This is a genomic window from Sphingomonas oligophenolica, assembly GCF_006438955.1.
Lineage (GTDB): Bacteria > Pseudomonadota > Alphaproteobacteria > Sphingomonadales > Sphingomonadaceae > Sphingomonas > Sphingomonas oligophenolica_A.
In genome coordinates this window covers 15,125-38,756 of the sequence record NZ_RCZK01000006.1, presented here as the reverse complement: position 1 = coordinate 38,756, position 23,632 = coordinate 15,125, and the positions used below count along the sequence as shown (strand labels likewise).

Annotated in this window: 23 protein-coding genes and 1 tRNA gene; 11 read left to right on the top strand and 13 right to left on the bottom strand. The window is 67.1% G+C overall.

All coding sequences use genetic code 11. The features are described 5' to 3' along the window. Nucleotides 1-65 precede the first annotated feature (65 nt). From EAH84_RS08920 to proC, 5 genes are all read left to right on the top strand, one after another. Nucleotides 66-815, top strand: coding sequence for a TlyA family RNA methyltransferase (locus EAH84_RS08920; protein ID WP_194150377.1), 750 nt, complete (start codon nucleotides 66-68; stop codon nucleotides 813-815). Nucleotides 816-1,125: 310 nt separating this feature from the next. Continuing rightward, nucleotides 1,126-1,644: a TspO/MBR family protein gene (locus EAH84_RS08915; RefSeq protein ID WP_140870854.1), complete on the top strand. Its 519-nt coding sequence runs from the start codon at nucleotides 1,126-1,128 to the stop codon at nucleotides 1,642-1,644. Between the two features lie 28 nt (nucleotides 1,645-1,672). Beyond that, on the top strand, nucleotides 1,673-1,936 hold the full coding sequence (locus tag EAH84_RS08910; protein WP_140870851.1) for an accessory factor UbiK family protein: 264 nt from the start codon (nucleotides 1,673-1,675) through the stop codon (nucleotides 1,934-1,936). Between the two features lie 101 nt (nucleotides 1,937-2,037). Beyond that, nucleotides 2,038-2,556, top strand: a complete 519-nt coding sequence (locus EAH84_RS08905; RefSeq protein WP_170209853.1) for a YbjN domain-containing protein — start codon at nucleotides 2,038-2,040, stop codon at nucleotides 2,554-2,556. Then, on the top strand, nucleotides 2,553-3,362 hold the full coding sequence (gene proC, locus EAH84_RS08900; protein ID WP_140870845.1) for a pyrroline-5-carboxylate reductase: 810 nt from the start codon (nucleotides 2,553-2,555) through the stop codon (nucleotides 3,360-3,362). Before EAH84_RS08905 ends, proC begins: the two co-directional genes overlap by 4 nt. A 67-nt stretch (nucleotides 3,363-3,429) precedes the next feature. Here proC and EAH84_RS08895 read toward each other — a convergent pair whose 3' ends face one another. Then, nucleotides 3,430-4,422 carry a bile acid:sodium symporter family protein gene (locus EAH84_RS08895; protein WP_140870843.1) on the bottom strand — a complete coding sequence of 331 codons (993 nt, stop codon included), beginning with the start codon at nucleotides 4,420-4,422 and terminating at the stop codon, nucleotides 3,430-3,432. Between the two features lie 107 nt (nucleotides 4,423-4,529). On the opposite strand from EAH84_RS08895, the gene EAH84_RS16370 reads away from it, so the two are divergent. Next, nucleotides 4,530-5,054, top strand: a complete 525-nt coding sequence (locus EAH84_RS16370; protein WP_140870840.1) for a gamma carbonic anhydrase family protein — start codon at nucleotides 4,530-4,532, stop codon at nucleotides 5,052-5,054. A 42-nt stretch (nucleotides 5,055-5,096) separates the two neighbouring features. Here the strand turns inward: EAH84_RS16370 and EAH84_RS08885 are convergent, their stop codons facing one another. Beyond that, on the bottom strand, nucleotides 5,097-7,679 hold the full coding sequence (locus EAH84_RS08885; RefSeq protein ID WP_140870837.1) for a M1 family metallopeptidase: 2,583 nt from the start codon (nucleotides 7,677-7,679) through the stop codon (nucleotides 5,097-5,099). Nucleotides 7,680-7,808: 129 nt separating this feature from the next. Here EAH84_RS08885 and EAH84_RS08880 point away from each other — a divergent pair, with 129 nt between their 5' ends. Further along, nucleotides 7,809-8,774 (top strand): NAD(P)H-dependent flavin oxidoreductase, encoded by a 966-nt coding sequence (locus tag EAH84_RS08880; RefSeq protein WP_140870834.1) that lies wholly within the window; start codon nucleotides 7,809-7,811, stop codon nucleotides 8,772-8,774. 73 nt (nucleotides 8,775-8,847) lie between these two features. Here the strand turns inward: EAH84_RS08880 and EAH84_RS08875 are convergent, their stop codons facing one another. The 4 genes from EAH84_RS08875 to EAH84_RS08860 all read right to left on the bottom strand — a co-directional run bounded on the left by EAH84_RS08875 (nucleotide 8,848) and on the right by EAH84_RS08860 (nucleotide 12,399). Beyond that, on the bottom strand, nucleotides 8,848-9,861 hold the full coding sequence (locus tag EAH84_RS08875; protein WP_140870831.1) for an inorganic phosphate transporter: 1,014 nt from the start codon (nucleotides 9,859-9,861) through the stop codon (nucleotides 8,848-8,850). An 11-nt stretch (nucleotides 9,862-9,872) separates the two neighbouring features. After that, nucleotides 9,873-11,000: a DUF47 family protein gene (locus EAH84_RS08870; protein ID WP_241656538.1), complete on the bottom strand. Its 1,128-nt coding sequence runs from the start codon at nucleotides 10,998-11,000 to the stop codon at nucleotides 9,873-9,875. A 162-nt stretch (nucleotides 11,001-11,162) separates the two neighbouring features. Next, nucleotides 11,163-11,237, bottom strand: a tRNA-Gln gene (locus EAH84_RS08865). Between the two features lie 58 nt (nucleotides 11,238-11,295). Next, nucleotides 11,296-12,399 carry a branched-chain amino acid aminotransferase gene (locus EAH84_RS08860; protein ID WP_140870829.1) on the bottom strand — a complete coding sequence of 368 codons (1,104 nt, stop codon included), beginning with the start codon at nucleotides 12,397-12,399 and terminating at the stop codon, nucleotides 11,296-11,298. A 74-nt stretch (nucleotides 12,400-12,473) separates the two neighbouring features. Here EAH84_RS08860 and EAH84_RS08855 point away from each other — a divergent pair, with 74 nt between their 5' ends. Beyond that, nucleotides 12,474-12,980 (top strand): MarR family winged helix-turn-helix transcriptional regulator, encoded by a 507-nt coding sequence (locus tag EAH84_RS08855; protein WP_140870826.1) that lies wholly within the window; start codon nucleotides 12,474-12,476, stop codon nucleotides 12,978-12,980. A gap of 60 nt (nucleotides 12,981-13,040) precedes the next feature. On the opposite strand, the gene EAH84_RS08850 is transcribed toward EAH84_RS08855, so the two are convergent. The 7 genes from EAH84_RS08850 to EAH84_RS08820 form a co-directional block, all read right to left on the bottom strand. Further along, nucleotides 13,041-13,259 carry a hypothetical protein gene (locus tag EAH84_RS08850; protein WP_140870823.1) on the bottom strand — a complete coding sequence of 73 codons (219 nt, stop codon included), beginning with the start codon at nucleotides 13,257-13,259 and terminating at the stop codon, nucleotides 13,041-13,043. A gap of 65 nt (nucleotides 13,260-13,324) precedes the next feature. Further along, entirely contained in the window at nucleotides 13,325-14,581 is a 1,257-nt protein-coding gene (locus tag EAH84_RS08845) for an N-succinylarginine dihydrolase (protein WP_140870820.1), read from the bottom strand. Then, nucleotides 14,578-15,594 (bottom strand): arginine N-succinyltransferase, encoded by a 1,017-nt coding sequence (locus EAH84_RS08840; RefSeq protein ID WP_140870816.1) that lies wholly within the window; start codon nucleotides 15,592-15,594, stop codon nucleotides 14,578-14,580. Before EAH84_RS08840 ends, EAH84_RS08845 begins: the two co-directional genes overlap by 4 nt. Further along, nucleotides 15,591-16,799: a hydrolase gene (locus EAH84_RS08835; RefSeq protein WP_140870814.1), complete on the bottom strand. Its 1,209-nt coding sequence runs from the start codon at nucleotides 16,797-16,799 to the stop codon at nucleotides 15,591-15,593. The genes EAH84_RS08840 and EAH84_RS08835 overlap by 4 nt, the downstream gene beginning before the upstream one ends. A 45-nt stretch (nucleotides 16,800-16,844) precedes the next feature. Further along, complete coding sequence (locus EAH84_RS08830; protein ID WP_140870811.1) at nucleotides 16,845-17,771, bottom strand: DUF481 domain-containing protein; 927 nt, start codon at nucleotides 17,769-17,771, stop codon at nucleotides 16,845-16,847. A 9-nt stretch (nucleotides 17,772-17,780) separates the two neighbouring features. Then, nucleotides 17,781-18,302: an RNA pyrophosphohydrolase gene (locus EAH84_RS08825; RefSeq protein WP_140870808.1), complete on the bottom strand. Its 522-nt coding sequence runs from the start codon at nucleotides 18,300-18,302 to the stop codon at nucleotides 17,781-17,783. Between the two features lie 17 nt (nucleotides 18,303-18,319). Beyond that, a complete protein-coding gene (locus tag EAH84_RS08820) occupies nucleotides 18,320-19,339 on the bottom strand; it encodes an alpha/beta hydrolase (RefSeq protein WP_140870806.1) in 1,020 nt (339 codons plus the stop codon). Nucleotides 19,340-19,395: 56 nt separating this feature from the next. Here EAH84_RS08820 and EAH84_RS08815 point away from each other — a divergent pair, with 56 nt between their 5' ends. The 3 genes from EAH84_RS08815 to EAH84_RS08805 all read left to right on the top strand — a co-directional run bounded on the left by EAH84_RS08815 (nucleotide 19,396) and on the right by EAH84_RS08805 (nucleotide 23,508). Beyond that, a complete protein-coding gene (locus EAH84_RS08815) occupies nucleotides 19,396-20,343 on the top strand; it encodes a histone deacetylase family protein (RefSeq protein ID WP_140870803.1) in 948 nt (315 codons plus the stop codon). Between the two features lie 109 nt (nucleotides 20,344-20,452). After that, entirely contained in the window at nucleotides 20,453-22,405 is a 1,953-nt protein-coding gene (locus EAH84_RS08810) for a 2-oxoacid:acceptor oxidoreductase subunit alpha (protein ID WP_140870800.1), read from the top strand. A 77-nt stretch (nucleotides 22,406-22,482) separates the two neighbouring features. Beyond that, nucleotides 22,483-23,508 (top strand): 2-oxoacid:ferredoxin oxidoreductase subunit beta, encoded by a 1,026-nt coding sequence (locus tag EAH84_RS08805; protein ID WP_140870797.1) that lies wholly within the window; start codon nucleotides 22,483-22,485, stop codon nucleotides 23,506-23,508. The last annotated feature ends 124 nt before the right edge of the window (nucleotides 23,509-23,632 follow it).

Below are 23,632 nucleotides of genomic sequence, written 5' to 3'. Positions count from 1 at the left end.
AGGCATGACGCGGGCGTGCTCCGTGCGCGACACGATCGAGGTCCAACGTCGGATCGTGAACCCCTTTGCCTAAGCAGCGGATCGACCAATTGCTCGTCGATCGAGGGCTGGTCGAATCGCGGACGCGGGCGCAGGCGTTGATCATGGCCGGGCTCGTGTTCGTCGGCACGCGCAAGGTCGACAAGCCCGGGCAGCAGGTCGCCGACGATGCCGACATCGAGGTCAAGGGGCGTGATCATCCCTGGGTGTCGCGCGGGGGGATCAAGCTGGCGCACGGGCTCGATGCGACCGGGTGGGACGTCGCGGGTGCGGTGGCGATCGACGTCGGGTCGTCGACCGGAGGGTTTACCGACGTCCTGCTGTCGCGCGGGGTGGCGCGGGTTTACGCAGTCGACAGCGGCACCAACCAATTGGCGTGGAAGCTGCGGCAGGACGCGCGCGTCGTGGTGCTCGAACAGACCAGCGCGCGGATCCTGACCGAGGCGCATATCCCCCAGCCGATCGACTTGGTGGTGTGCGACGCGAGCTTCATCGGGCTCGCCAAGGTGCTCGAACGCCCGCTTAGCTTCACCGCGCCGGGTGCGCGGTTGATCGCGCTGATCAAGCCGCAGTTCGAGGCGGGACGCGCCGAGGTGGGGAAGGGCGGCGTCGTCCGCGACGAAGCGGTGCGCGCGCGGGTGTGCGACGCGGTGGCGGCGTGGCTGACCGGGGTCGGCTGGCGGATCGACGCGCTGGTCGAAAGCCCGATCACGGGGCCGGAGGGCAATGTCGAATTTCTGATCGCGGCGACCCGTGGACGGGTTCCCGTCGGGTAGGACGGGCTAACGTTGCACGGAACCGTTCGTGCTGAGCTTGTCGAAGCTCGGTGACATTCACCGCCCTTCGACCCGGCCCCATGAAAGTAATACTTTCATGGAACTCGGAAGGCTCAGGGCGAACGGTTGAGGGTCTGGCTTGCCTATACTTTGTCAAACGCGACTCACCGTCAGCGAACGTCCGAGAATGACGCACCACGGCACGATCGGCCCGACACGGCACTTTACCCCGCGGGTGCGACGCGGCAGAGCTACGCCAGCACCGGGAGAAGCATGGGTGGGCGGGATCGCGTCTAAGGGTCAATTGCGGATGTCGTTCCTGCGCTGGGCGGTGGTCAGCGTGCCGCTGGTGCTGTTGCTCGGCTTCCTGGCGGGACGATCGGTGACGGCGGGCGATGAGAACGGCTGGTACGCCGCGCTCGTGAAGCCCGCGCTGACCCCGCCGGGGTGGCTGTTTCCGGTCGCGTGGACGACTTTGTACATATTGATCGGCGTGGCGCTCGCGATGATCCTCAACGCGCGCGGCGCGCGGCTGCGCGGCGTGGCAATCGCGCTGTTCGTGTTCCAACTGTTGCTCAACCTGGCCTGGACGCCGTTGTTCTTCGGCGCGCACCAGATTGGCACCGCGTTGCTCGACATCGTCGCGATGCTGCTCATCGGGATCGCGACCACGGTCGTCTTCGCGCGGATCAGGATCGCGGCGGCGTGGCTGATGGTGCCGTACCTGGTCTGGGTCAGCTTCGCGGGCGTGCTGACGTGGCGGATCGGGCAGCTCAACCCCGATGCCGCCACCCTTGTGCGGGCATCGCACACCTCCCAAATGCTGTGACGTCTGTTTTCATGATCGAGGGTTCCGCATGCAGTCCGAAAACCGGATGTTCGACGATTTGGTGAAGCTGGTGAACGGCGCGGCGGGCACGCTCGCGGGCGTCGGGCGCGAGGCCGAACAGGGTGCGCGGTCGCGCGCGCGCGAATGGATCGGCGGGCTCGATTTCGTCAGCCGCGACGAATTCGAGGCGGTCAAGGCGATGGCCGCTGCGGCGCGCGACGAGGTCGAGGCGCTCACCGCGCGGCTTGCCGCACTGGAAGCCGCGAAGCCCGCCGAGAAGGCCAAGCCCTGAGGTTTTCCACAGGTTTCTGCACAGGATCATCCACGATCGCCCGTGGGACGTTGCGGTGCCGGTTTTGCCCCGGCACGCTCGGCATGCGATAACGGATACCGATGATGCTGACCCAAGCCGACCACGAATCCGACGACGCCGCCCCGATCGACATGCTCGAGGCGTATTACGCCGCGCATGGCTGGGAGAGCGAGCGCCACGACGACGAGATCGTCGCGACCGTCAAGGGTAGCTGGACGACATACGAACTGCGCGCGCTGTGGCGCGACGACGACAGCGTCCTCCAGTTCCTCGCGTTTCCCGATATCAAGGTTGCCGACGATCGGCGCGCCGCGATCTACGAGACGCTGGGGCTGGTCAACGAACAGCTGTGGATCGGGCATTTCGAGCTGTGGTCGTCATCGGGGATCGTGCTGTTCCGCCACGCCGCGATGATCGACGGCGGCAGCGACGGGGAGGGCGAGGGCATGATGACGCTCGCCGCGACCGAGCTGCTGGTCGAATCCGCGATCGAGGAATGCGAACGCTTCTATCCGGTGTTCCAGTTCGTGCTGTGGGGCGGCAAGAGCCCCACCGAAGCGATCGCCGCCGCGCTGATCGAGACGCAGGGCGAGGCATGACCGCGCGCCCGGTCGGGGCGGGGCCGCTCTGGCTGATCGGCTGCGGGCATATGGGCGGCGCGATGCTGCGGCGCTGGATCGCGGCGGGAATGGCACCGTCGCGGGTCACGGTGATTACGCGCGGACCGGCGACGGTGCCTGCGGGTGTGCGGCACCTCACCGCGCTGCCGCTCGATGCCGAACCCGAGACGATCGTGCTGGCGATGAAGCCGCAACAGCTTGGCGATGTCGCACCGACGCTGCAGGGAATTCAACCCGCGTTGCTGGTGTCGATCCTCGCCGGGGTCGATAGCGCGACACTCGCGCAGCGGATTGCGGCGGGCGCGGTGGTGCGCGCGATGCCCAATCTGCCGGTCGCGATCGGGCAGGGGGTGACCGCGCTGTTCAGCGAATCGCACGACGCCGCGGTGCGCGCCACCGTCGAGGCGCTGGCGGCACCGCTCGGGCATCACGAATGGATCGCCGACGAATCGCTGTTCGATGCGGTGACCGCGCTGGCGGGATCGGGGCCGGGGTTCGTGTTTCGCTTCATCGATGCGCTCGCCCGCGCCGGCGAGGCGCTCGGCATCCCCGCGGACCAGGCCGCACGGTTCGCGCTGGCGACGGTATCGGGGTCGGCGGCGATGGCGGTGGAGGCGGACGTCGACCCCGCCACGCTCGCCGATCGGGTGGCGAGCAAGGGCGGATCGACCCGCGAGGGGCTCGACGTGCTCGACGCGGACGGCGCGCTGGTGACGCTGCTGACCCGCACGCTCGACGCCGCGCGGCGTCGCAATACCGAGATGGCGGCGGCGGCGCGGGAGTAGCGTGGGCTGACACCAGTCGTTTTGACCCGGATTTCGTGAGACCGATGCCGCACGATGGCATTGCGCTCTAGGCGTCGGGCGGCGCGGTATCGGCGTAATAGCGCGCGATCAGCGCGCAGGCGATGAGCTGGAGCTGGTGGAAGATCATCACCGGCAACAGGATCACCCCCACCGTCGCGGCGGGGAACAATACGCCTGCCATCGGCACCCCCGACGCGAGGCTCTTCTTCGACCCGCAGAACACCAGCACAATCCGGTCTTCGCGGCTGAATCCGAGCGCGCGGCCTGCCATCCAGGTCGCGGCGAGGACGAAGCCGAGGAGGATCAGGCTCAGCACGACCACGATCGCGAGGTCGCCGCCCGACACCCGGTGCCACAGTCCCTCGACCACCGCGGCACCGAACGCGGTATAGACGACGAGCAGGATCGAGCCGCGATCGACGATCGTCACCAGCCGCTTTTGCCGCGCGACGAACCCGCCGATCACCGGGCGCAGCAGATGCCCCGCGACGAACGGCACCAGCAATTCCAGGATGATATGCTCGACCGCGGCGAGCGAGCCGCCCCCACCATGCGACGCGGCAGTCCCCTGGCCGATCGGCCCGATCATCAGCGCGGCCAGCGCGGGGGTCGCGGCGATACCGAGCAGGTTGGAGAAGGACGCGCTACACACCGCCGCAGCGATGTTACCGCGCGCGATCGCGGTGAACGCGATCGACGACTGGACGGTCGAGGGCAGCAGCGTGAGGAACAAGAGCCCGGTCGCGAGCATCGGATCGACCAGCGGCAACGACCGCATCGCAACACCGAGCACCGGGAACAGGACGAAGGTCGCGCCGAGCACGGTCAGGTGCAACCGCCAGTGCCGCACGCCGTCGATAATCGCCTGGCGCGACAGTTTGGCACCGTGGAGGAAGAACAGCGCGACGATCCCGATCTGCGCCGCGACCCCCGCGACGCTCGTCCACCCGCCGCGCGCGGGGAGCAGGCTGGCGAGGACGACCGTGCCGACCAGCATGAGGATGAACGGTTCGAACAGGGCGGCGAGACGGCGGAGCATGACGCGGGCTGTAGCGACTCACCCCCGCCGCGCCAGCGCTAGTTGGCGGGCGCGTTGCCATCGCGGTGGCGCTTTGCCATCGCAGGGGAAACACGAGAGGGACCGACATGCCGCAATATGAACTCGACGGAAAACGCCCGACGATCGGCACCGATGCTTGGGTCGCGCCGAGCGCCGATCTGATCGCCGAGGTCGTGCTCGGCGACGAGGCAAGCGTGTGGTTCGGGGCGGTGGTCCGCGCCGACAACACCCCGATCACGATCGGCGCGCGGACCAATGTCCAGGAGGGCGCGATGCTCCATTCGGATCCGGGCGCGCCGCTGACGATCGGCGAAGATTGTACGATCGGGCATCACGCGGTGCTCCACGGCTGTACCGTCGGCGCCGCGACGCTGATCGGGATGGGCGCGATCGTGCTGAACCGCGCGGTGATCGGCGCGGAGTGTATCGTCGGCGCGGGCGCGCTGGTGACCGAGGGCAAGGAATTTCCCGCTGGCAGCCTGATCGTCGGGTCGCCCGCGCGCGCGGTGCGCCAACTCGACGAGGCCGCGCGCGCGTTCCTCAGGGTGTCGGCACAGCATTATGTCGCCAAGGCAAAAGCGTGTGCGGCGGGGCTGAAGCGGGTCGATTGAGCTTACCACCACCCGGCGTTCGCCGGGGTGGAGTTAGGTTTCCTACATCCCCAGCCACGTGGTCACCGCCGGGCGCAGCCGGTCGGCCTTGGCCTTGCGCACCGCGATGATCGCGATCGTCCGCTTGGCACCGCCGCGTGAGCTGGCGGCGAGGTATTTGTCGGCATAGGCCTGGATTTTCCCCGGCATCGCGGGGTCGTTCGATCCGCCGCCGAGGCCGACGACATAGCCCGCCTCCGAACTCTGCTCGATGAACGAATTGACGAGTTCGCGGTTCGCGACCGCCCAGTCGAACGCCATGTCGGGGTGCCGCCCCGCGATCGCGCGGAGCAGCCCGGCCTTTTGCGGATTGCTGAAGGTGTCGGCCTTGAGCAGGTCGAGCGCTTTTACGGCGGTCGCGTCGTCCTGCGCGGCGCCGAGCAGGTTGACGTAGCGGTTCTTGGTGACCGGGTTAGTTTCCGCCTTGGTCAGCGCGAGCAGCTGGTCCCATTCGGCCGGGGTGGCGTTGCGCGCGTAGGTGCCGAGGATCGGGGTGCGAATCGCGGTGGGAATCGCGGTCGGGTCGGTCGCGAGCGCAGCGACATACGTCCGGGCCTTGGCCGCGACCGCGGTATCGCCGTTGGCGCCGAGGATGCCGACCAGTGATTCGCGCAAATTGGTGACGGTGACGGGCTCGCCCGGCTTCGCCTCGAACCCCACGCGCTTGAATTCGGGGGCGAGGATCGTGCTGACCCGTGCGCGCATCGGCGCTTCGAGCGGGGTGTCGCCATAAAGACCGGTGAGCCCCGCCAGGTCGTCCGCGATCGTCGCCCATTCGATTGGATCGGACTGCGCGTCGACCTGCGATTCAAGCGCGAAATAGCGTGACAGATCCTGATAACCGCCGCCCGCCAGCGCATAATCGTCGCCGAGCGTCCCGAGCCGGTCGGTCAGCTGCATCCGCGCGTAATCCTTGACGATCGCGGCGTGGCCGGCGTCGTCGTACATCACGCGGGTGTAGCTGCCCTTGCCCTGGTTGAGCACCAGCGTACCGCACCCCTTGACCGAGACGGTGGTCGACGGACCGGTCACGACCGTGCGGGTTTCGCCGCCACCAAGCGTCGCGGCAACGAGCGGGACGTGCCACGTCTGCGGCAGTTTGGAGGGCGCATCGAGCCCGAACCGGCCCTGTGCCAACGTCGCGGTGGTCGTGCCGCCGACGCAGCGCGCGCCGGTCAGCGTGACCAGCGGGACGCCGCCCTGGCGCGTGAAATCGTCGGCGATCGCGGCGACATCGGTGCCCGAGGCGGCGGACAGTTCGGTCCAGAGCTGGCTGGTGACGGTGTTGCCGTATTTGTGCTTCGCCATGTAGCGGCGGATGCCATCGCGGAAGACGTCGGCGCCCAGCGTCGATTCGAGCATCCCGATCACCGCCTGTCCCTTGGCATAGGTGATCCCGTCGAACGCCTCGCCGATCTGGTCGACCGTTTCGACATGGCGGACGATCGGGTGGGTCGCGGCGGTCGCGTCGATCCCCATCGCGCCTTCGCGTTCGCCCGCGATCGCGACCGCTTCGGGCTTCCACGCCGGGTTGAGGTCGATCGAGGATTTATTCTCCATCCACGACGCGAAGCCCTCGTTGAGCCACAGATCGTCCCACCACGCCATGGTGACGAGATCGCCGAACCATTGGTGCGCCATTTCGTGCGCGACGACGGTGTAGATCCGCTGGCGCCCGCTTTCGGTGGTGCGCTTCTTGTCGAACAGCAGCTCGTTCTCGAAATAGAAGATCGCGCCCCAATTCTCCATCGCGCCGAAGAATTGCGACGAGCCCGGCCCCGCGATCATGTCGAGCTTGGGCAGCGGATAGGGCTGGCCGAAATAATCGTTGTAATAGGGCAGCAGCCGCTTCGCCTCCGCCAGCGCGTAATCGCCCTGGTCGACAACGCCGCGGCGGGTGATGACGCTGATCTCGGTCTTGCCCGACATTACCGTCTTGCGTTCGAGATCGCCCATGCCGAGGTAGAGCAGGTAGCTCGACATCACCGGGGTTTCGGCGAAGCTGTAGAGCTGGCTGCCGTCGGCCTTGGTCGTGATCCCGGCGGAGGGCATGTTCGAGAACGCAAGCTGGCCCTTGGGCGCGGTCGCCTTTAGCCGGAACCGCGCCTTGAACGCGGGCTCGTCCCACATCGGTGCGAAGCGGCGCGCGTCGGGTGCCTCGAACTGGGTCGCGAGCATCCGCGCCTTCGATCCGTCGGCATTGGTGTAATCGATCGCGAACAGTCCCGCAGCGGACTGGTTGATCGTGCCGGTCCATTGCAGGCTGACGCTGTGCCGCCCGACCTTGGCGGCGGCGGGAAGCGTCAGGACGAGTTGTTGGTCGGCCTCGTTGAGCTTGAACTTCACCGGCTTGCCGTCGAGCGCTGCGCTCTTGACGACGAGATTGGCGGCGTTGAGCGTGATCGTCCGGACCGGTTTCTTGACCGTGATCGCGACGGTTTCGGCCCCCGAAAAGGTCATTGTCGCGGCGTCTGGCGTGACATTGATGTCGTACAGAATCGGGGCGACGTCAGTCGGCAGCCGGTTGGCGGCGAGCGCGGGCGCGGACACGGTCAGCGACAGAGCAATGATCACGGCGGATTTCATGTCGGCATCGGCTCCAATTTTTTCGTTTCGTTGCCGGGCGCTTAGCGAGATGGCGCGCCGAGGCCAATCGGGTTGCTGGACAGCGAGGTCGGTTGCGCTACAAAACGCATCAAAGAGGATGCCGACTTCATGATTCCAGCAATTTTCGATCGCCTTCGCCTGCCCGTCATCGGCTCACCCTTGTTCATCATCTCCGGCCCCGAACTGGTGATCGCACAGTGCAAGGCGGGGATCGTCGGCTCGTTTCCTGCGCTCAACGCTCGCCCGCAGGCGATGCTCGACGAATGGCTCCATCGCATCACCGAGGAGTTGGCGGCGCATAATCGCGACCACCCCGACCGCCCCGCGGCGCCGTTCGCGGTCAACCAGATCGTCCACAAATCGAACGACCGGCTCGAGGCGGACTTGGCTACCTGCGCCAAGTGGCAGGTTCCGATCGTCATCACCTCGCTGGGTGCGCGGGTGGAGCTCAACACCGCGGTCCATGGCTGGGGCGGAATTACGCTCCACGACGTCATCGACGACCGGTTCGCGCGCAAGGCGATCGAAAAGGGCGCCGACGGGCTGATCGCGGTGGCGGCGGGCGCGGGCGGACATGCGGGGCGGCTATCGCCGTTCGCGCTGATCCAGGAAATCCGCCAATGGTTCGACGGCCCGCTCGCGCTGTCGGGATCGATCGCGACCGGCGATGCGGTGCTGGCGGCACAGGCGATGGGGGCGGATTTCGGCTATATCGGATCGCCCTTCATCGCGACCGAAGAGGCTAATGCCGAACCCGGCTATAAACAGGGGATCGTCGACGGTCGCGCCAGCGACATCGTCTATTCGAACCTGTTCACCGGGGTCCATGGCAATTACCTGCGCGCGTCGATCGCGGCGGCAGGGATGGATCCCGACAATCTGCCCGAAGGCGACCTGAAGACGATGGACTTCGGCGGCGGCAACAGCGCCAAGCCCAAGGCGTGGAAGGAAATCTGGGGATCGGGGCAGGGAATCGGCGCGGTCGACAGAATCGAAAGCGTCGCGGCGCGGGTCGACCGGCTCGAGCGCGAATATGACGCCGCGCGGGCGCGGCTGGGGTTGGGGCGCTCCTAAGACGCGCCGCCGCGCGCTAGATGATCCCGCGCAGCCCGGGGATATGATCCCCGAGCAGCGTTCTTACAGACGATCAGAACAGCAGCGTCAGCGCGTAGCAGGCGGCACCGATGAGCGCGGACGCCGGGATCGTGATGAGCCACGCGATCACGACGCCGCGCGCGACCCCCCAACGGACCGCCGACGCGCGGCGCGCGGTACCCGCGCCGATGATCGCGCCGGTGATCGTATGCGTGGTCGACACCGGGATGCCGAGCAATGAGGCACCGAACAGCACGACCGACCCCGCCAGGGACGAGCTGAAACCCTGGTGCTGCGACAGCTTGGTGATCCGCGATCCCATCGTCTCGATGATCTTCCATCCCCCGGTCATCGTGCCGAGCGCGATCGCGATATAGCAACTGATTGCCACCCAATGGGGCACCGCGAACGGGCCAGTGAGGCGCCCCGTCGAATAGAGGAGGACGGTGATGATCCCCATCGTCTTCTGCGCATCGTTCAGCCCGTGGCTGAGCGAATAGGCCGCAGACGACACCAGGTGGAGCGATCGGAACGTGCGTTCGGCCTGATAGGCGGTCGCGCGGCGAAACGCCCAGCTCGACGCCAGCATCACCAGCATCGCCAGGAACATCCCGAGCATCGGCGACAGCACGATCGCAATCAGCGTCTTGTTGAGACCCACCCATTTGATGCCGCTGAGCCCGACATGCGCGACCCCGGCGCCGATCAATCCCCCGATCAGCGCATGGCTCGATGATGAGGGAATCCCGCGCATCCAGGTGATGACGTTCCACGCCATCGCGCCGCCCAGTGCGCCGAAGATCACCGCGGGGGTGATGACATTCTCGTCGACCAGACCCTTGCCGATGGTCGCTGCGACCGCATGCAGGCTCGGGAAAGCGAGGGTGAGAAAATACGCCGCAAAGTTGAAGAAGGCGGCAAAACCGACCGCGCGAACCGGCGTCAGCAGCCGCGTCGACACCACCGTCGCGATTGAATTCGCCGCATCGTGGAGGCCGTTGAGATAATCGAACGCCAGCGCGACCGCGATCAGCGCGACGAGCAGCGGAAGGGCAAGGTGGTGCATCGTGCGGCGCGTCAGGCGTGATCGATGACGATGCCGTCGACCTGGTCGGCGACATCCTCGAACGCATCGACGATCCGTTCGAGATGCTTGTAGATTTCGCGCTCGGTCACGAACCGCAGCGTATCGGTGCGCCCATATAGCTGGAGCGATCGCTTCAATCCGGCCGCATGGATCTCGTCGGCATGGCCTTCGATCCGGATCAGCCGCTCGGTCAATTCGTGGAGCCGCTCGCCGTTGCGACCAATATCGCGCAGCAACGGCATTGCCTCCGCCGCGAGCCGCGCGGCATCGACGATGATCGCGGCCATGTCGCGCATCTCGGGCGCGAAGTCGGTAATCTCATACAAGTCGATCGCGGCCGCGGCGGCCTGCATCTCGTCGATCGTATCGTCGAGCGACCCGATCAGCGCGGTGATCGCGCCGCGGTCGAACGGCGTCAGGAAGGTCTTGCGCACCGACTGGAGCACCTGGCGGGTGATGTCGTCGGCGTCATGCTCGCGCTCGATGATCTCGCGAATATGCTCCTTGGCGCCATCGCCGGTCTCGCCGAGCAGCCGGGCGGTCGCTTCCGCGCCCGCGAGCACCGTCGCGGCGTGCGCTTCGAACAACTCGAAGAAATTGCCTGTGCGCGGCAACAGCCGCTGAAACCATCCGAACATTGAACCTAACCCCGATCGTTGCGCGACTGTACCCAGCATCCCCCCACGGCTGACCGCCGCACGAAACTCGGACGGTGCGAAGGACCGCATCAGGTCCCGCAGGTCCGGTTCGTCGACCGCATCCGCCGCATCGGCCAGTGCAAACCAGCGCCGATCCCTTTGCCCCTGTTCCTTCCAGGCGGGAAGCACATCGTTCACCGCCAGCGGAAAAACATCGACATCGACCATCAACGATGCGCCGCTGCGCCGCAGCTTGCGGTAGCGATACGAGCCGAGCGGACTAGGACACAGGGCGCCCAGCACCCCCGCCTCTTCCTGCGCCTCGATCGCGGCGGCGCTATGCGGGCTCAGCCCGGCATCGATATTACCCTTGGGGATGACCCAGCGACCCGTCCCGCGCGACGTGACGAGCATGATCTGCACCCCAACATCGTCGAGACCCCCATCCAGTCGATAGGGCAAGGCGGCGATCTGTCGAATGTTCGATCCTTCGTTTATCAGGCAGGGTTTCACAGACTGCGCCAAGCGCGCCTACCACGTGCGCGCCACGCATCAACCGCTGTTGGGCAGCGCGCGAGCGACGTTGCCGTCGCCCGGCTGGGCCGATTGGCTTCGGTCAGTACGTTAAGCAGGTACCGGGATTGGCTGGGGCGGCAGGATTCGAACCTGCGGTACGCGGCATCAAAAGCCGCTGCCTTACCACTTGGCTACGCCCCATCCGGGAGGCGGCCTTATAGCCGCCGGATCGATCATGGAAAGCCCCGCTGGGACGGGTTCACGCCACCGGCTGGAGCCAGCCATGCGGGTCAGGTGCGCGGCCGCGCTGGATCGCGGTCAGCGTGTCGAGCATCCGCTGCGTCGTTTGCCCGGTTCCGCCGCCGCCGATGGCAAACCCGCCGTCGTTCGCCTTCACGCTGCCGATCGGTGTGACGACCGCCGCGGTGCCGCACGCGAACGCCTCGCTCAGCCGCCCGCTCGCGGCATCGGCGCGCCACTGGTCGATCGCATAGGGTTCCTCGCGCACGGTCAGCCCCGCGTCGCGCGCGATCGTCATAATCGAATCGCGCGTGATTCCAGGCAGGATCGTGCCGGTCAGCGGCGGGGTCGACAGGATGCCGTCGTCGAATACGAAAAAGATGTTCATGCCCCCGAGTTCCTCGACCCAGCGCCGTTCGGCGGCGTCGAGGAACACGACCTGGTCGCACCCCTGGCGGATCGCCTCGGACTGCGCGGCGAGGCTCGCGGCGTAATTGCCGCCGCATTTGGCGTCGCCGGTGCCGCCGGGCGCGGCGCGGCTGTAATCCTGGCTGACCCAGATCGACACCGGGCGCGCGCCGCCCTTCCAGTACGCGCCGACCGACGAGGCGATGACCATGTAGAGATACTCCGCCGACGGCTTGACGCCGAGGAACACCTCGCTCGCGATCATGAACGGGCGCAGGTACAGCGCGCCGTCGGGGCCGTCGGGGATCCAGTCGCGATCGGTCTTCACCAGCAAGCGGATCGATTCGAGGAACAGTGCTTCGGGCAATTCGGCCATCGCCATCCGCCGCGCCGAATTCTGGAACCGGCGCGCATTCGCCTGCGGCCGGAACAACGCGGTCGATCCGTCGGCGAGGCGATACGCCTTCAGCCCCTCGAAAATCTCCTGCGCATAATGGAGCACCGCGGTCGAGGGATCGAGCGTCAACGGCGCGCGCGCGCTGATCCGCGCATCGTGCCAGCCGAGCGCCTGGCTGTAGCGGATCGTCGCCATATGATCGGTGAACACGCGCCCAAATCCGGGGTCGGCCAGCCGCTCGGTGCGCTCGTTGGCGGCGACTGGCGCCGCGGTCGGCTCCAGGCGAAAGGCGGGCAGGTCGGTCACGATGGGGGGCATCGATCTCTTTCTCGGGATTTCTCTTGGATTGAAGGGGTTGCGGACGCCTAGGACCGATGGCTAAACGGGTCAATATGGCTGCCCCGCTCACCTCTTCACCCGCATCGTCGTCCGCTTCGGCGCTGTTCCTGCGCGAAGCCGAGCTCCGCCGCGGCATGGAATTGCTCTATTTCGGCCACGGCCATCTTACCCGCGCGGTCGATGAAGCGCTGGCGCGTCAAGGGCTTGGCCGCGCGCACCATCGTGCGCTGTATTTCGTCGCGCGCAAGCCCGACCTGACCGTCAGCGAGCTGCTCGGGCTGCTCGCGATCACCAAACAATCGCTGGGACGCGTGCTTAACCAACTCACCGACCGCGGCCTCATCGCGATCCGCCCGGGCGAGCGCGATCGGCGCCAGCGACTGCTGAAGCTGACGGCCGAGGGCCGCGCGCTAGAAAGCGATTTGTTCGAAGCGGTTCGGGTCAGGATGTCCGCGGCCTATGCCAAGGCGGGGCAGGCTGCGGTCACCGGCTATTGGGCGGTGCTGGAAGGGATGATCCCCGACGATGAGCGCGCCGCGGTCGACAGCCTGCGTGGCTGACGTCAGATCTGCGATGAAGCGATCATGCCCGACGGGTCGCTCGATCGGGCGTCATCAACCCTAATCGGCGTGTTCGCGCTCGAGCGAATCGAGGATTCGCGTTCCCGCCATGAAGACCGCGATCGGGCAGCACGCGAATAACAGCCAACCGCCGTAGCCCGGATATTGCTGGAGATAATGGACCCCGCGCTCGGTCGCGCCAAGTCCCAGGCCATAGATCACCAGGAACGCCTCGAACTTGGTCTTGATGACGAACAGGCGTTTGATTCGGGTCCACATGCCCGGATGTTAAGCAAACCCCGCGCCAATCCCGGAAACGCGTCGATCCGCGTTACCGACCAGGGTTAACTGTCAAATAACCCGACAAGATCGAGCGCGTCGAGCAGCGCGGCGTGCGCCGCCTCGACCGCGACGACGAGCGCGGCGTCGCCGATCCGCGCGGGATCGATCCGATCGGGCCAGGTTGCCTCGATCACGCCTGCGATCCGGTCGAGTCGTGCAGAATCGACCAGGAACCGCGGGTCGACCGTCGCCGGGTCCGCGACCACGCGCAGCCGCAAGCATGCCGGGCCACCGCCATTGGCCATCGATTCGCGCACGTCGACGGTCTCGATCCGGCGGATCGCGCCATTGCCCGCGACATGCGCGTCGAGCCATGCCGATACCGTTGCGGTCTCGCGCGCCTCGCTTGGCACGATCAGCGTCGGCGCGCCGTCGGGCGGGGTCACGAGCTGCGCGTTGAACAGATAGGAGGCGATCGCATCGGCCAGGCTCACCGCGCCCGCGGGCACCTCGACGATCTCGACCTCGGGCATCAGCCGGCGCAGGTCGGCGTAGAACGCCGTGCTGTCCGCAAACGCCTGTTCGTGCGCAAACAGTACGCGCTCGTTCGCTACCGCGACGACGTCATTGTGGAACGCCCCCGCCGCGATCGCCGCTTCCGACTGCGCGACGAACAGGACGCGATCGGGATCGAGCCCGTGCGCGCGTGCGACCGCCGCGCTCGCCTCGCGGTGCTGGCGCGCCGGAAAGGGGCCGCCACTGACGCCGTAGACGAAGATCTCGATGCCGGGTTCGCCATGCCGCGCGCACAGCCGCATGTGGTTCGCCGCACCCTCGTCGCCGAACGGCGCGGGGATGGGCGCATGGACGCTGAAGGCGGGGTCCGCGAACGCGACACGCAATTGCGCGAGCGTGTCGCGCCATTCGTGGCTGCGATGCGGCATCGTCACCAGGTTCGCGACGGTCAGGTGGCAGGTGCCGTCGCGCGTGTCCGCGGCGGGCGAGACGGTCGCGGCGTTCGCCGCCCACATCGCCGATGCCGACATCGCCTGCGCGGCAAGATGCGCGGGCGCGGCGGCGTAATCGGTCGCCAGCGTCGCAAGCCAGCGATGATCGGGGCGCGGCGGCGGCACGAATATCCCCTGCACCAGCCCGAGCGCCAGATTGGCGCGCATCTTCGCGATCCCCTGCAACGCCGCGGCGCGGGGATGCGACGCTGCGCCCGCATTGCCGGTCGCCGCGAGGTTGCCCGGCGACAGCCCCGCATAATTGTGGCTCGGCCCGACGATCCCGTCGAAATTGATCTCGACGACGCTCATAGTCGGCCGACGTGGAGCACATGGTCGTCCTCGCCGACGCGCAGCGCCTGCGCGCAGTCGCGCGACAACACGATCGCGTCGCCGACCTCGCGCACCAGCCCATAGGCGCAGCGGAAATCCGTCAGCCGCCCGGTCGCGATCAGCGATTCCTGGCCGCCATCCTGGTCGCAGGTCAGAATCCGGCTTTCCTTCGCCGCCGCGATCGATTTCACCTTGTCGGTCAGCGCGGTCATTGTCGGCCCGCCGTCGAAGATATCGACGTAATTCGCATAGGCGAAGCCTTCGTTCTCCAGCATCCGCATCGCCGCCCGCCCCGACGGGTGCGGCAGCCCGATCGTCGAGCGCGCGGTCTCGGACAGCATCGCGGTGTAGATCGGGTGTTTGGGCATCAGGTCGGCGATGAACTGGTGGCCGTGGCTCGCGTTGAACTGGTCGGCGTCCTGGAAATTCATCCCGAAGAACCGCCCCGCCAGACCGTCCCAGAACGGCGATCCCCCCGCCTCGTCGATGATCCCGCGCAATTCGGCGAGGATGCGGTCGGCGAACCGGGCGCGGTGCGTCTTGATGAACAGATACCGGCTCCGCGCGAGCAGCAGGCCGAGTCCGCCTGCGCGTTCGCCGGGATGGAGGAACAGTCCACCGACTTCGCACGAACCCTCAAGATCGGTCGTCAACGCCAGCATTTCGGCACGAAACGTCCGGTCGAGTTCGCGGCTGTGCTGGGTCAGCGTGCCGATGCGATAGCTGTAGAAGGGGTTCGTTTGCCCCACCCGGGTGAACAGCTGGCACGTCCCCCGCACCTCGTGGGTCTTGAGGTTTTCGAGCACCAGCACGAACAGTTCGTCCTCGAGCGCGTCGCCGTCGCGCGCGAACGCCGCTTCGCTGCGTTCGAGCTTCGCGGTCAGCGATGCGCGGTCGGGGGGCAGGTTGGTGAAGCCGCCCCCGGTCAGCTTGGCCATTTCGTAGAGATGCTGCAGGTCGCCCAGCCGCGCGGGTCGAATGATGAAGGTCATAACCGTCCTTGTGTCGCGAGCCGCAGCATCGTCACCGCCGACAGCGCGGCGCGCTCGGCGAGGCTGTCGACGATCATGAATTCGTCCGGTGAATGGATCGCGCCGCCGCGCACCCCCATCGTGTCGACGACGGGGACGCCCGCCGCGGCGATGTTGTTGCCGTCGCACACCCCCCCGGTCGCGCGCCACGCGATGGCGAGCCCCAGGTCGCCGCCCGCCGCCTTGACCAGCCCAAACAGCTTTTCCGCCTGCGCGTCGATCGGCTTGGGCGGTCGGTTGAAGCCGCCATGGACCTCGATCCTGACGTCATGCTTGGCCGCGACCATCGCGACCGCGGCGTCGATATGCGCCTGCGCGCGTGCGATCTCGTCGCTGGTCGCGGGACGGAAGTTGACCCGCAGCACCGCGAGATCGGGGACGACGTTGTTCGGCCCGCCGCCGTCGATCCGCGCAGGGTTCACCGAGAGGCGCGGCCCGCGCGCCTCGGCGAGCCGCAGCGCAATGTCGGCGGCGGCGAGCACCGCGTTGCGTCCGTCGTCGGGGTTGCGCCCGGCGTGCGCGCTGAGGCCCCGCACCACGATCGAGAAATTGCCGGTGCCGCCGCGTGCGCCCGCGAGCGTCCCGTCGGCGAGCGCGGGTTCGTAGGTCAGCGCCGCGATCTTGCCCCGCGCCGCAGATGCCAGCAGCGTAGCGGAGGAAAAGCTGCCCGTTTCCTCGTCCGAATTGATCACGACTTCATAGCCCAGCCGCGCCGCGAGCGGCGTCGTCTCGACCGCCATCAACGCCGCGAGCATCGTCGCCAGCCCGCCCTTCATGTCGGCGGTGCCGGGGCCGTTGATCGTCCCGTCGTCGCGATGCGTCAGCGTCTGGAACGCGTGATCGACCGGATACACCGTGTCCATATGCCCGGTCAGCAGCATCTGGACCGGCGCGTCGGGACGTACCGTGAGATGCAGGTGGCGACCATGATCGAGCACCGACACCGCGCCGTCCGCGCCCACGCTTTCGACCGGCACCGCGTCGACCATCGCGACGTCGCCGGGCAGCACCGCGAACGCGTCGGCCAGCTCGCCCGCCATCGCCGCGACCCCGGCAAGGTTGCGCGTCCCGCTGTTGATCGCCGCCCAGCGTTCGACCTGCGCCAGCATCGCAGCCTGGTCGATGCCCGCCACCGCCGCGCGTTCGTCATCGGATAGTGAAGTCATCCCCGGTCACTAGCGAACAATCGCGCGCCAAACCACCGGGGTACCCTAGAAGCTATAGACCAGCGCCGCGCGGCTGGTGGTATCGGTCGATACCGACCCGACCGGGGGTTCGCTCTCGTACTGGACGTAATAGGATAGCTGCGCTGACAACGGCCCGATCAGCTTGGCGTTGACCGCGGTCGTCCCGCTGACCGTCGAATTATAGCGCTGCGCATAGGCCGATCCGGTCTGCGACAGCGTCAGTCCCGCCAGCAGCTTCCACTGGAAATCCACCGTCCCACGTGCGGCGGGGCTGTCCTGCGTGGTGCCGTCGGTGAGATAGGTGTGGCGGAACGCGGGGCCGAGTTCGACATCAAGCTTGATCGAGGGCGACTTGATCGCGCTGTACCCCGCCCCGACCGAGGTCGACGCGCGGTCGTAATAGCCGAGGAACCGGTCCGATTCATATTGTGCCGCGCCATAGATGTAGAGCCGCTCGTCGATCTTGTAATTGGGTTCGTAGCTGGCGAGATAATGTTCGCGGGTCGTGACGCCCGCGTTCTCGGTATAGTCCGTCTGGGCATGGAATTTGTGCCGCCAGTTCAGCCCCTCGCGGGTCGCATCGAGCACCGCGGTCAGCCCCAGCGTGTCCGAATTGCCCGAGGTGCGATACCCGCCGAGTTCGGCGCGCCCCCTCCACAGGTCGAACATCCCCGCCGCGCGGATCGTCTCGTTGCGCGCAGCGGCGCGATCGGCGCGCCAGGTGCCGGCGATGTGCAGCACGGTGTCCGCGGTCGCGGGATCGGCGACCCGCGCATATTTGACGATCGTCGCGACATCGCCCTCGTTGCCCGATTCGATCGCCGCATCCAGCATCGCCTTGATCGCGGCGGGGATCGGCACGTCGCTGTCACCCGGCGTCGCGCTGGGCAGAGGGGCATCGAGCAATGCGGGTGACAGGGCGAGGGCGGCGGCAACAACGAACGCGATCATGCGGTCGCTCTAGTCGGCTCGATTCGCGACGGGAAGCCGCGCCGCCCGGTCTGCGGCCAGATGGGGCGCGAATGCGGCGAGCACCTTGTCGTACAGCGCGCGTTTGAACGGCACGATCAGGCGGGGAAGGTCGGCCGGATCGCTCCACCGCCAGGCGCGGAATTCCTCATGCGCGGTCGCGATGTCGATGTCGCGGTCGCTACCCAGAAAGCGAAACAGGAACCAGCGCTGCCGCTGCCCGCGCCATTTACCCTTCCACACCTTGCCGATCATCTCGGGCGGCAGGTCGTAATACAGCTCGTCGGGGGCTGCGGCGATCAGTTCGACATGCGCGGGCACGATCCCCGTCTCCTCGCCCAGCTCGCGGATCGCGGCGTCGAGCGCGTCTTCGCCCGGATCGATCCCGCCCTGCGGCATTTGCCATGCCTCCAGCGTCGTATCGATTCGCTGCCCGACGAAGATCCTGCCGTCGCGATTGACGAGCATGATCCCCGCGCACGGGCGATAGGGCAGGGTGGTGGGGTCGGTCATGGCGCTTCCCGCTGTCGTCACCCCGCCGCCTGGCGCATGACCCGTGCGCCCTCGGCCTCCGCGACCATCATCTTCACCGCTGCGAGATACCCCGCGATGTCGCCGACGCTCGACGGCACCGCCTTTGGCAGGTTGATGAAGCCGTGGATATTTCCCACCGCCTCGCGGAACACCACCGGAATCCCCTGCGCGATCAGCGCCCCCGCATAGGCGCGACCCTGGTCGCGGATCGGGTCGAGGCTGGCGGTGATGATCACCGCGGGGGGCAGCCCCTCCAGCCCCCCCGCCATCGGCGATCCGCGCATGTGCGTGACGTCGGCGCGATACGCGTCGTTGAACCAGTCCATCGACGCGCGCGTCAGCAGGAAGCCTTCGGCGAACTCCTCATACGACGGATACAGTTTCGCCGTGTCCGCGGCGGGATAGATCGGCGCCTGGACGATCACCGGCACCTTGGCGGGGTTGTCGCGCAGGTCCATCGCGGCGACGATCGTCAGCGTGCCGCCCGCGCTGTCGCCGCACAGGATCAGGCTGGTCACGCTCCGCCCGAGTGCCGCGGGACTGTCGGCGACCCAGCGCGCCGCCGCCTCGCAATCGTCGGGCGCGGCGGGCCAGGCGTGTTCCGGCGCCAGCCGATAGTCGACCGACACCACCGGCACGTCGAGCACTCTCGCCATCTCCGCGCAGAAGGTCGCGTGGCTGTCGATATTGCCGATCACGAACCCGCCGCCATGGAAGAACACCACCGCAGGCCCCGGCTCGCGGGTGGCGCGCGCATCGAACAGCCGCGCCGGAATGTCGCCCGCGGGGCCGGGGATCGTCAGGTCCTGCACCGTCGCCAACTCGCCCAGCGGCAGATCCGCGACCTCCTTCATCGCGATATATACCTGTCGCGCGGTCGGCGCGTCGAGTTCGTGCATCTTGGGGCCGGGCAGATTGTTGAGGAAATCGAGGAAGCCGCGCACGTCGGGGCGGACATAGGGCGCCGGTGCCGCTGCGGAATCGGCGGCGGGTGCCTCGATGGTCGTGTCGGTCATGCTATCTCCTCAACCCGGTGCTTCTGGTGCGCCGCTTTCATCCCTACCTATGCCGCGTGATCCATGTCGTCCATCACCCCGATTATGTCGCCGATGCGCCGGGGGCCCCGCAAAGTAATCCGTTGCGGGGCAACCCCGCGCCAGCGCGATCCACCTACCAGTGGAACAAGAACGGGCTGATCCGCGATCTGCTGCGCGCCGAGGGCGATCGGATCGCGTGGCACCGGCCCGACCCGATGCCGCTGGCGGCGCTCGAAGCGGTCCACGATCCCGACTATGTCGCCGAGGTCCTCGAGGCGCGCGTGCCGCCCGCCAAGACGCGCCGGATCGGCTTTCCGATTACCCCCGCGGTCGCGCGCCGCGCCGCGATCGTCCCCGGCGGCACCTGGCTCGCCGCGCACCTCGCCTTGAAACACGGTTTCGCCGCGAACACCGCGGGCGGCAGCCACCATGCGCTCCATGACACCGGCGCGGGCTATTGTGTGTTCAACGATCTCGCGATCGCCGCGGTCCGGCTGATCGAGGAAGCGACGGTCGCGACCGTCCTGATCGTCGATTGCGACGTCCACCAGGGCGACGGCACCGCCAGTCTGCTCGCGGGGCGTATCGACATCGCGACCTATTCGATCCACGCCGACAAGAATTTCCCCGCGCGCAAAGCACGCTCGACGCTCGACGTCCCCCTCGCCGACGGCACCGGCGACGACGCCTATTGCGCCACGCTCGAACGCACGCTCGCGCCGCTGCTCGACGCGGTGAAGCCCGATCTCGTCCTGTATCAGGCGGGGGTCGATCCGTTCGCGGGCGACCGGCTCGGGCGGTTGTCGCTGACGCTCGACGGACTGATCCGCCGCGACCGGCTGATCGCGCGGCTCATGACGTCGCGGGGTATTCCGGTCGCGAGCACCGTCGGCGGCGGCTATGGCAACGATGCGCTCGCGATCGCGCAGCGCCACGTCGCCGCGATCCTGACGCTCGGCGCGGCGATGACGGGGGCGCCATAACGGCACGACGACAAAGGCAGTTTGCGCAGCGCCCATATCATTCTACGTTGGTCGAACCGCGCGCCACCCATAGAGAGGGCGCGACCGCATGACTGCCCGAGGAACGAAAATGGCGACAGCCGCCCACGACGTCACGCCCGCGGAAGCATCCGCGCATCCCCTAGCCGAATCGATCGTCGTCCGCTTTGCGGGCGATTCGGGTGACGGGATGCAGTTGACCGGGGGTCAGTTCACGCTCTCGACCGCACTCGCGGGCAACGACCTGGCGACCTTCCCCGATTTCCCCGCCGAAATCCGCGCGCCGCAGGGTACGCTGTTCGGCGTCTCGGCGTTCCAGATCAACTTCGGCTCGACCGCGATCGAAACCGCCGGGGACGCCCCCGACGTACTCGTCGCGATGAACCCCGCCGCGCTCAAGACCAACGTCCAGTCGCTCAAGATCGGCGGGCTGATCATCGCCGACGAGGGCGAATTCGGCGACCGCAACCTCGCCAAGGCGAAGTACGACGCCAACCCGCTGACCGACGGCAGCCTCGCCAAATGGCAGCTGATGGCGTTCAATATCAGCCAGCTGACGCTCGAAGCGGTCAAGCCGTTCGGGCTCGGCAACAAGGAAGCGCTGCGCTGCAAGAACATGTGGACGCTGGGGCTCGCGCTCTGGATGTTCGATCGTGATCGTGCGCCGATCGTCGACTGGCTGACCAAGAAATTCGCGAAGGCACCGACGCTCGCCGAAGCCAATATCGCCGCGCTTAACGCGGGCCACGCCTATGGCGAGACCGCCGAGATTTCCGGGGGTGGGCTTGGGGACAAGCGGCTGCAGCAGCATCACATCGCGGTCGCCCCGGCGGAGGAAGGGCTTTGGCGCACCGTCACCGGCGCGGATTCGATCAGCCTCGGCCTTGTCGCGGGTGCGCAACTCGCCAACGTGAAGATGTTCTTCGGCGGCTATCCGATCACCCCCGCCTCGGCGATCCTCCACAGCCTGTCGCGGCTTAAGGAATTCGGCGTCACCACCTTCCAGGCGGAAGACGAGATCGCCGCGATCGCATCGGCGATCGGTGCGAGCTACGCGGGCCAGCTCGGCGTCACCTCATCGTCGGGACCCGGCATCGCGCTGAAGGGCGAGGCGATGGGCCTCGCGATTATGACCGAATTGCCGCTCGTGATCGTCAATTCGCAGCGCGGCGGGCCATCGACCGGACTTCCTACCAAGACGGAACAATCCGACCTATATCAAGCAGTATACGGTAGAAATGGTGACGCGCCGATGCCCGTCATCGCCGCACGATCGGCCGCGGATTGCTTCGATTGCGCGATCGAGGCGGTGCGGATCGCGACGCAGTACATGACCCCGGTCATGCTGCTGACCGACGGTTATATCGCCAATGCCGCCGAACCGTGGAAGGTGCCCGACGTCGCCGACTACGAACCCTTCCCGGTGCAATTCCTGGATCACGTGCCTGAGGGCGGGTTCCAGCCCTACGCGCGCGATGCCAAGCTCGCGCGTCCCTGGGCGATCCCCGGCACCCCCGGGCTGCTCCACCGCATCGGCGGGATCGAAAAGCAGCAGGGCACCGGCAACATCGAATACGGCCCCGAAAACCATCAGGCGATGACCGACATCCGCAAGGCGAAGGTCGACAATATCGCGATCCCCGACCAGCAGGTCGAACTCGGCGAAACCAGCGGCACGCTTGCGATCGTCGGCTGGGGTTCGACCTTCGGCCCGATCCACCAGGCGGTCCGCCGCGCGCGCCAGCGTGGGCTCGACGTCAGCCACATCCACATCCGCCACATTTGGCCGATGCCCAAGAATATGGCTGTCCTACTGCGGGGCTTCGCGCATATCCTGGTGCCCGAAATGAACACCGGCCAGCTCAAGACGGTCCTGCGCGACCAGTTCCTGGTCGATGCGAAGCCGCTCAACAAGGTGTCGGGCCAGCCGTTCCAGATCGCCGAGATCGAAGCCGCGATCGATGCCGCGCTCGCGGGTCATCCTGGGGGCGAGGTGGCGGTGAATAGCGACCAACTGCCCAGCATCGAGGCGGTCACGCCATGAACGGTCTCATGAACAGTTCGTCGCATTTTCCGCACTGACGTCGCGTTACCTTCGTTACCTTTGCCCCGGAATTCATCATGAACGACATGACCCCAATCGCAACAAAACCCAAGGATTGGGAAACCGATCAGGAGGTGCGCTGGTGCCCCGGCTGCGGCGACTATGCGATCCTCAAGGCGGTCCAGCGGACCATGCCCGAAATCGGCGCGCGGCCTGAAAACACCGTGTTCGTCAGCGGCATCGGCTGCTCGTCGCGCTTCCCCTATTATATGGAAACCTATGGCTTCCATACCATCCACGGCCGCGCCCCTGCAGTGGCGACCGGGATCAAGCTCGCCAATCCCGAGCTCGACGTGTGGATCATTACCGGCGACGGTGACGCGCTCAGCATCGGCGGCAACCACACGATGCACCTGCTGCGCCGCAACCTGAATTGCCAGGTGCTGCTGTTCAACAACGAGATCTACGGGCTGACCAAGGGCCAATATTCTCCGACCAGCCGGGTCGGCACCCGCTCACCCTCGACCCCGCTCGGCTCGATCGACACCCCCGCCAACCCCTGCGCCTTCGCGCTCGGCAGCGGCGCACGGTTCGTCGCGCGCGGGATCGACATCCACAAGAATCTCGTCAGCGTGCTCAAGGCCGCCTATGCGCACCAGGGCACCGCGTTCTGCGAGATCTTCCAGAACTGCATCGTCTATAACGACGACGTGTTCGCGCCCTTCGCCGCCAAGCCCAACGCCGCGACCTCGCAGCTATGGGTCGAACACGGCGCGCCGCTGGTGTTCGCGGGCGGCACCAAGGGGCTGGCGTTCGATGCCGCCGCGCTCGCGCTCACCGTCGTCGACATCGTCGATGGCGACACGTCGGCGGTGATGACCCACGATCAGACCAACCGCAGCCTGGCGCACATGCTGGTCGACATGCCGTTCGGCGAGTTTCCGATGGCGCTGGGGGTGATCTACGACGATCCCGCCCCGACCTTCGACAGCGCGGTCATCGCGCAGAATGCACAGGCCAGCGCGGGCAAGAAGCCCGACCTCCAGAAGCTCCTGAGTCAGGGTCAGACCTGGCAGGTCGAGAAACAGCCGCATGTTATTTAAAGCCTCCCCGGCACGGGGAGGGGGACCAGCCGCAGGCTGGTGGAGGGGGGGGCCCACGCACGATACCGATTGCGGAAGTCCCCCTCCACCGCTCTGGCGAGCGGTCCCCCTCCCCGTGCCGGGG

What these genes read in the sequence shown, in the direction of transcription:
- EAH84_RS08860 (WP_140870829.1), bottom strand. Translation starts at nt 12,399, where the DNA reads ATGCCCCCCATCGTGACCGACCTGCCCGCCTTTCGCCTGGAGCCGACC.
- EAH84_RS08805 (WP_140870797.1), top strand. Translation starts at nt 22,483, where the DNA reads ATGAACGACATGACCCCAATCGCAACAAAACCCAAGGATTGGGAAACC.
- EAH84_RS08910 (WP_140870851.1), top strand. Translation starts at nt 1,673, where the DNA reads ATGCAGTCCGAAAACCGGATGTTCGACGATTTGGTGAAGCTGGTGAAC.
- EAH84_RS08845 (WP_140870820.1), bottom strand. Translation starts at nt 14,581, where the DNA reads ATGAGCGTCGTCGAGATCAATTTCGACGGGATCGTCGGGCCGAGCCAC.
- EAH84_RS16370 (WP_140870840.1), top strand. Translation starts at nt 4,530, where the DNA reads ATGCCGCAATATGAACTCGACGGAAAACGCCCGACGATCGGCACCGAT.
- EAH84_RS08835 (WP_140870814.1), bottom strand. Translation starts at nt 16,799, where the DNA reads ATGACTTCACTATCCGATGACGAACGCGCGGCGGTGGCGGGCATCGAC.
- EAH84_RS08880 (WP_140870834.1), top strand. Translation starts at nt 7,809, where the DNA reads ATGATTCCAGCAATTTTCGATCGCCTTCGCCTGCCCGTCATCGGCTCA.
- EAH84_RS08905 (WP_170209853.1), top strand. Translation starts at nt 2,038, where the DNA reads ATGATGCTGACCCAAGCCGACCACGAATCCGACGACGCCGCCCCGATC.
- EAH84_RS08810 (WP_140870800.1), top strand. Translation starts at nt 20,453, where the DNA reads ATGGCGACAGCCGCCCACGACGTCACGCCCGCGGAAGCATCCGCGCAT.
- EAH84_RS08825 (WP_140870808.1), bottom strand. Translation starts at nt 18,302, where the DNA reads ATGACCGACCCCACCACCCTGCCCTATCGCCCGTGCGCGGGGATCATG.
- EAH84_RS08840 (WP_140870816.1), bottom strand. Translation starts at nt 15,594, where the DNA reads ATGACCTTCATCATTCGACCCGCGCGGCTGGGCGACCTGCAGCATCTC.
- EAH84_RS08830 (WP_140870811.1), bottom strand. Translation starts at nt 17,771, where the DNA reads ATGATCGCGTTCGTTGTTGCCGCCGCCCTCGCCCTGTCACCCGCATTG.
- EAH84_RS08820 (WP_140870806.1), bottom strand. Translation starts at nt 19,339, where the DNA reads ATGACCGACACGACCATCGAGGCACCCGCCGCCGATTCCGCAGCGGCA.
- EAH84_RS08915 (WP_140870854.1), top strand. Translation starts at nt 1,126, where the DNA reads ATGTCGTTCCTGCGCTGGGCGGTGGTCAGCGTGCCGCTGGTGCTGTTG.
- EAH84_RS08895 (WP_140870843.1), bottom strand. Translation starts at nt 4,422, where the DNA reads ATGCTCCGCCGTCTCGCCGCCCTGTTCGAACCGTTCATCCTCATGCTG.
- EAH84_RS08850 (WP_140870823.1), bottom strand. Translation starts at nt 13,259, where the DNA reads ATGTGGACCCGAATCAAACGCCTGTTCGTCATCAAGACCAAGTTCGAG.
- EAH84_RS08855 (WP_140870826.1), top strand. Translation starts at nt 12,474, where the DNA reads ATGGCTGCCCCGCTCACCTCTTCACCCGCATCGTCGTCCGCTTCGGCG.
- proC (WP_140870845.1), top strand. Translation starts at nt 2,553, where the DNA reads ATGACCGCGCGCCCGGTCGGGGCGGGGCCGCTCTGGCTGATCGGCTGC.
- EAH84_RS08875 (WP_140870831.1), bottom strand. Translation starts at nt 9,861, where the DNA reads ATGCACCACCTTGCCCTTCCGCTGCTCGTCGCGCTGATCGCGGTCGCG.
- EAH84_RS08885 (WP_140870837.1), bottom strand. Translation starts at nt 7,679, where the DNA reads ATGAAATCCGCCGTGATCATTGCTCTGTCGCTGACCGTGTCCGCGCCC.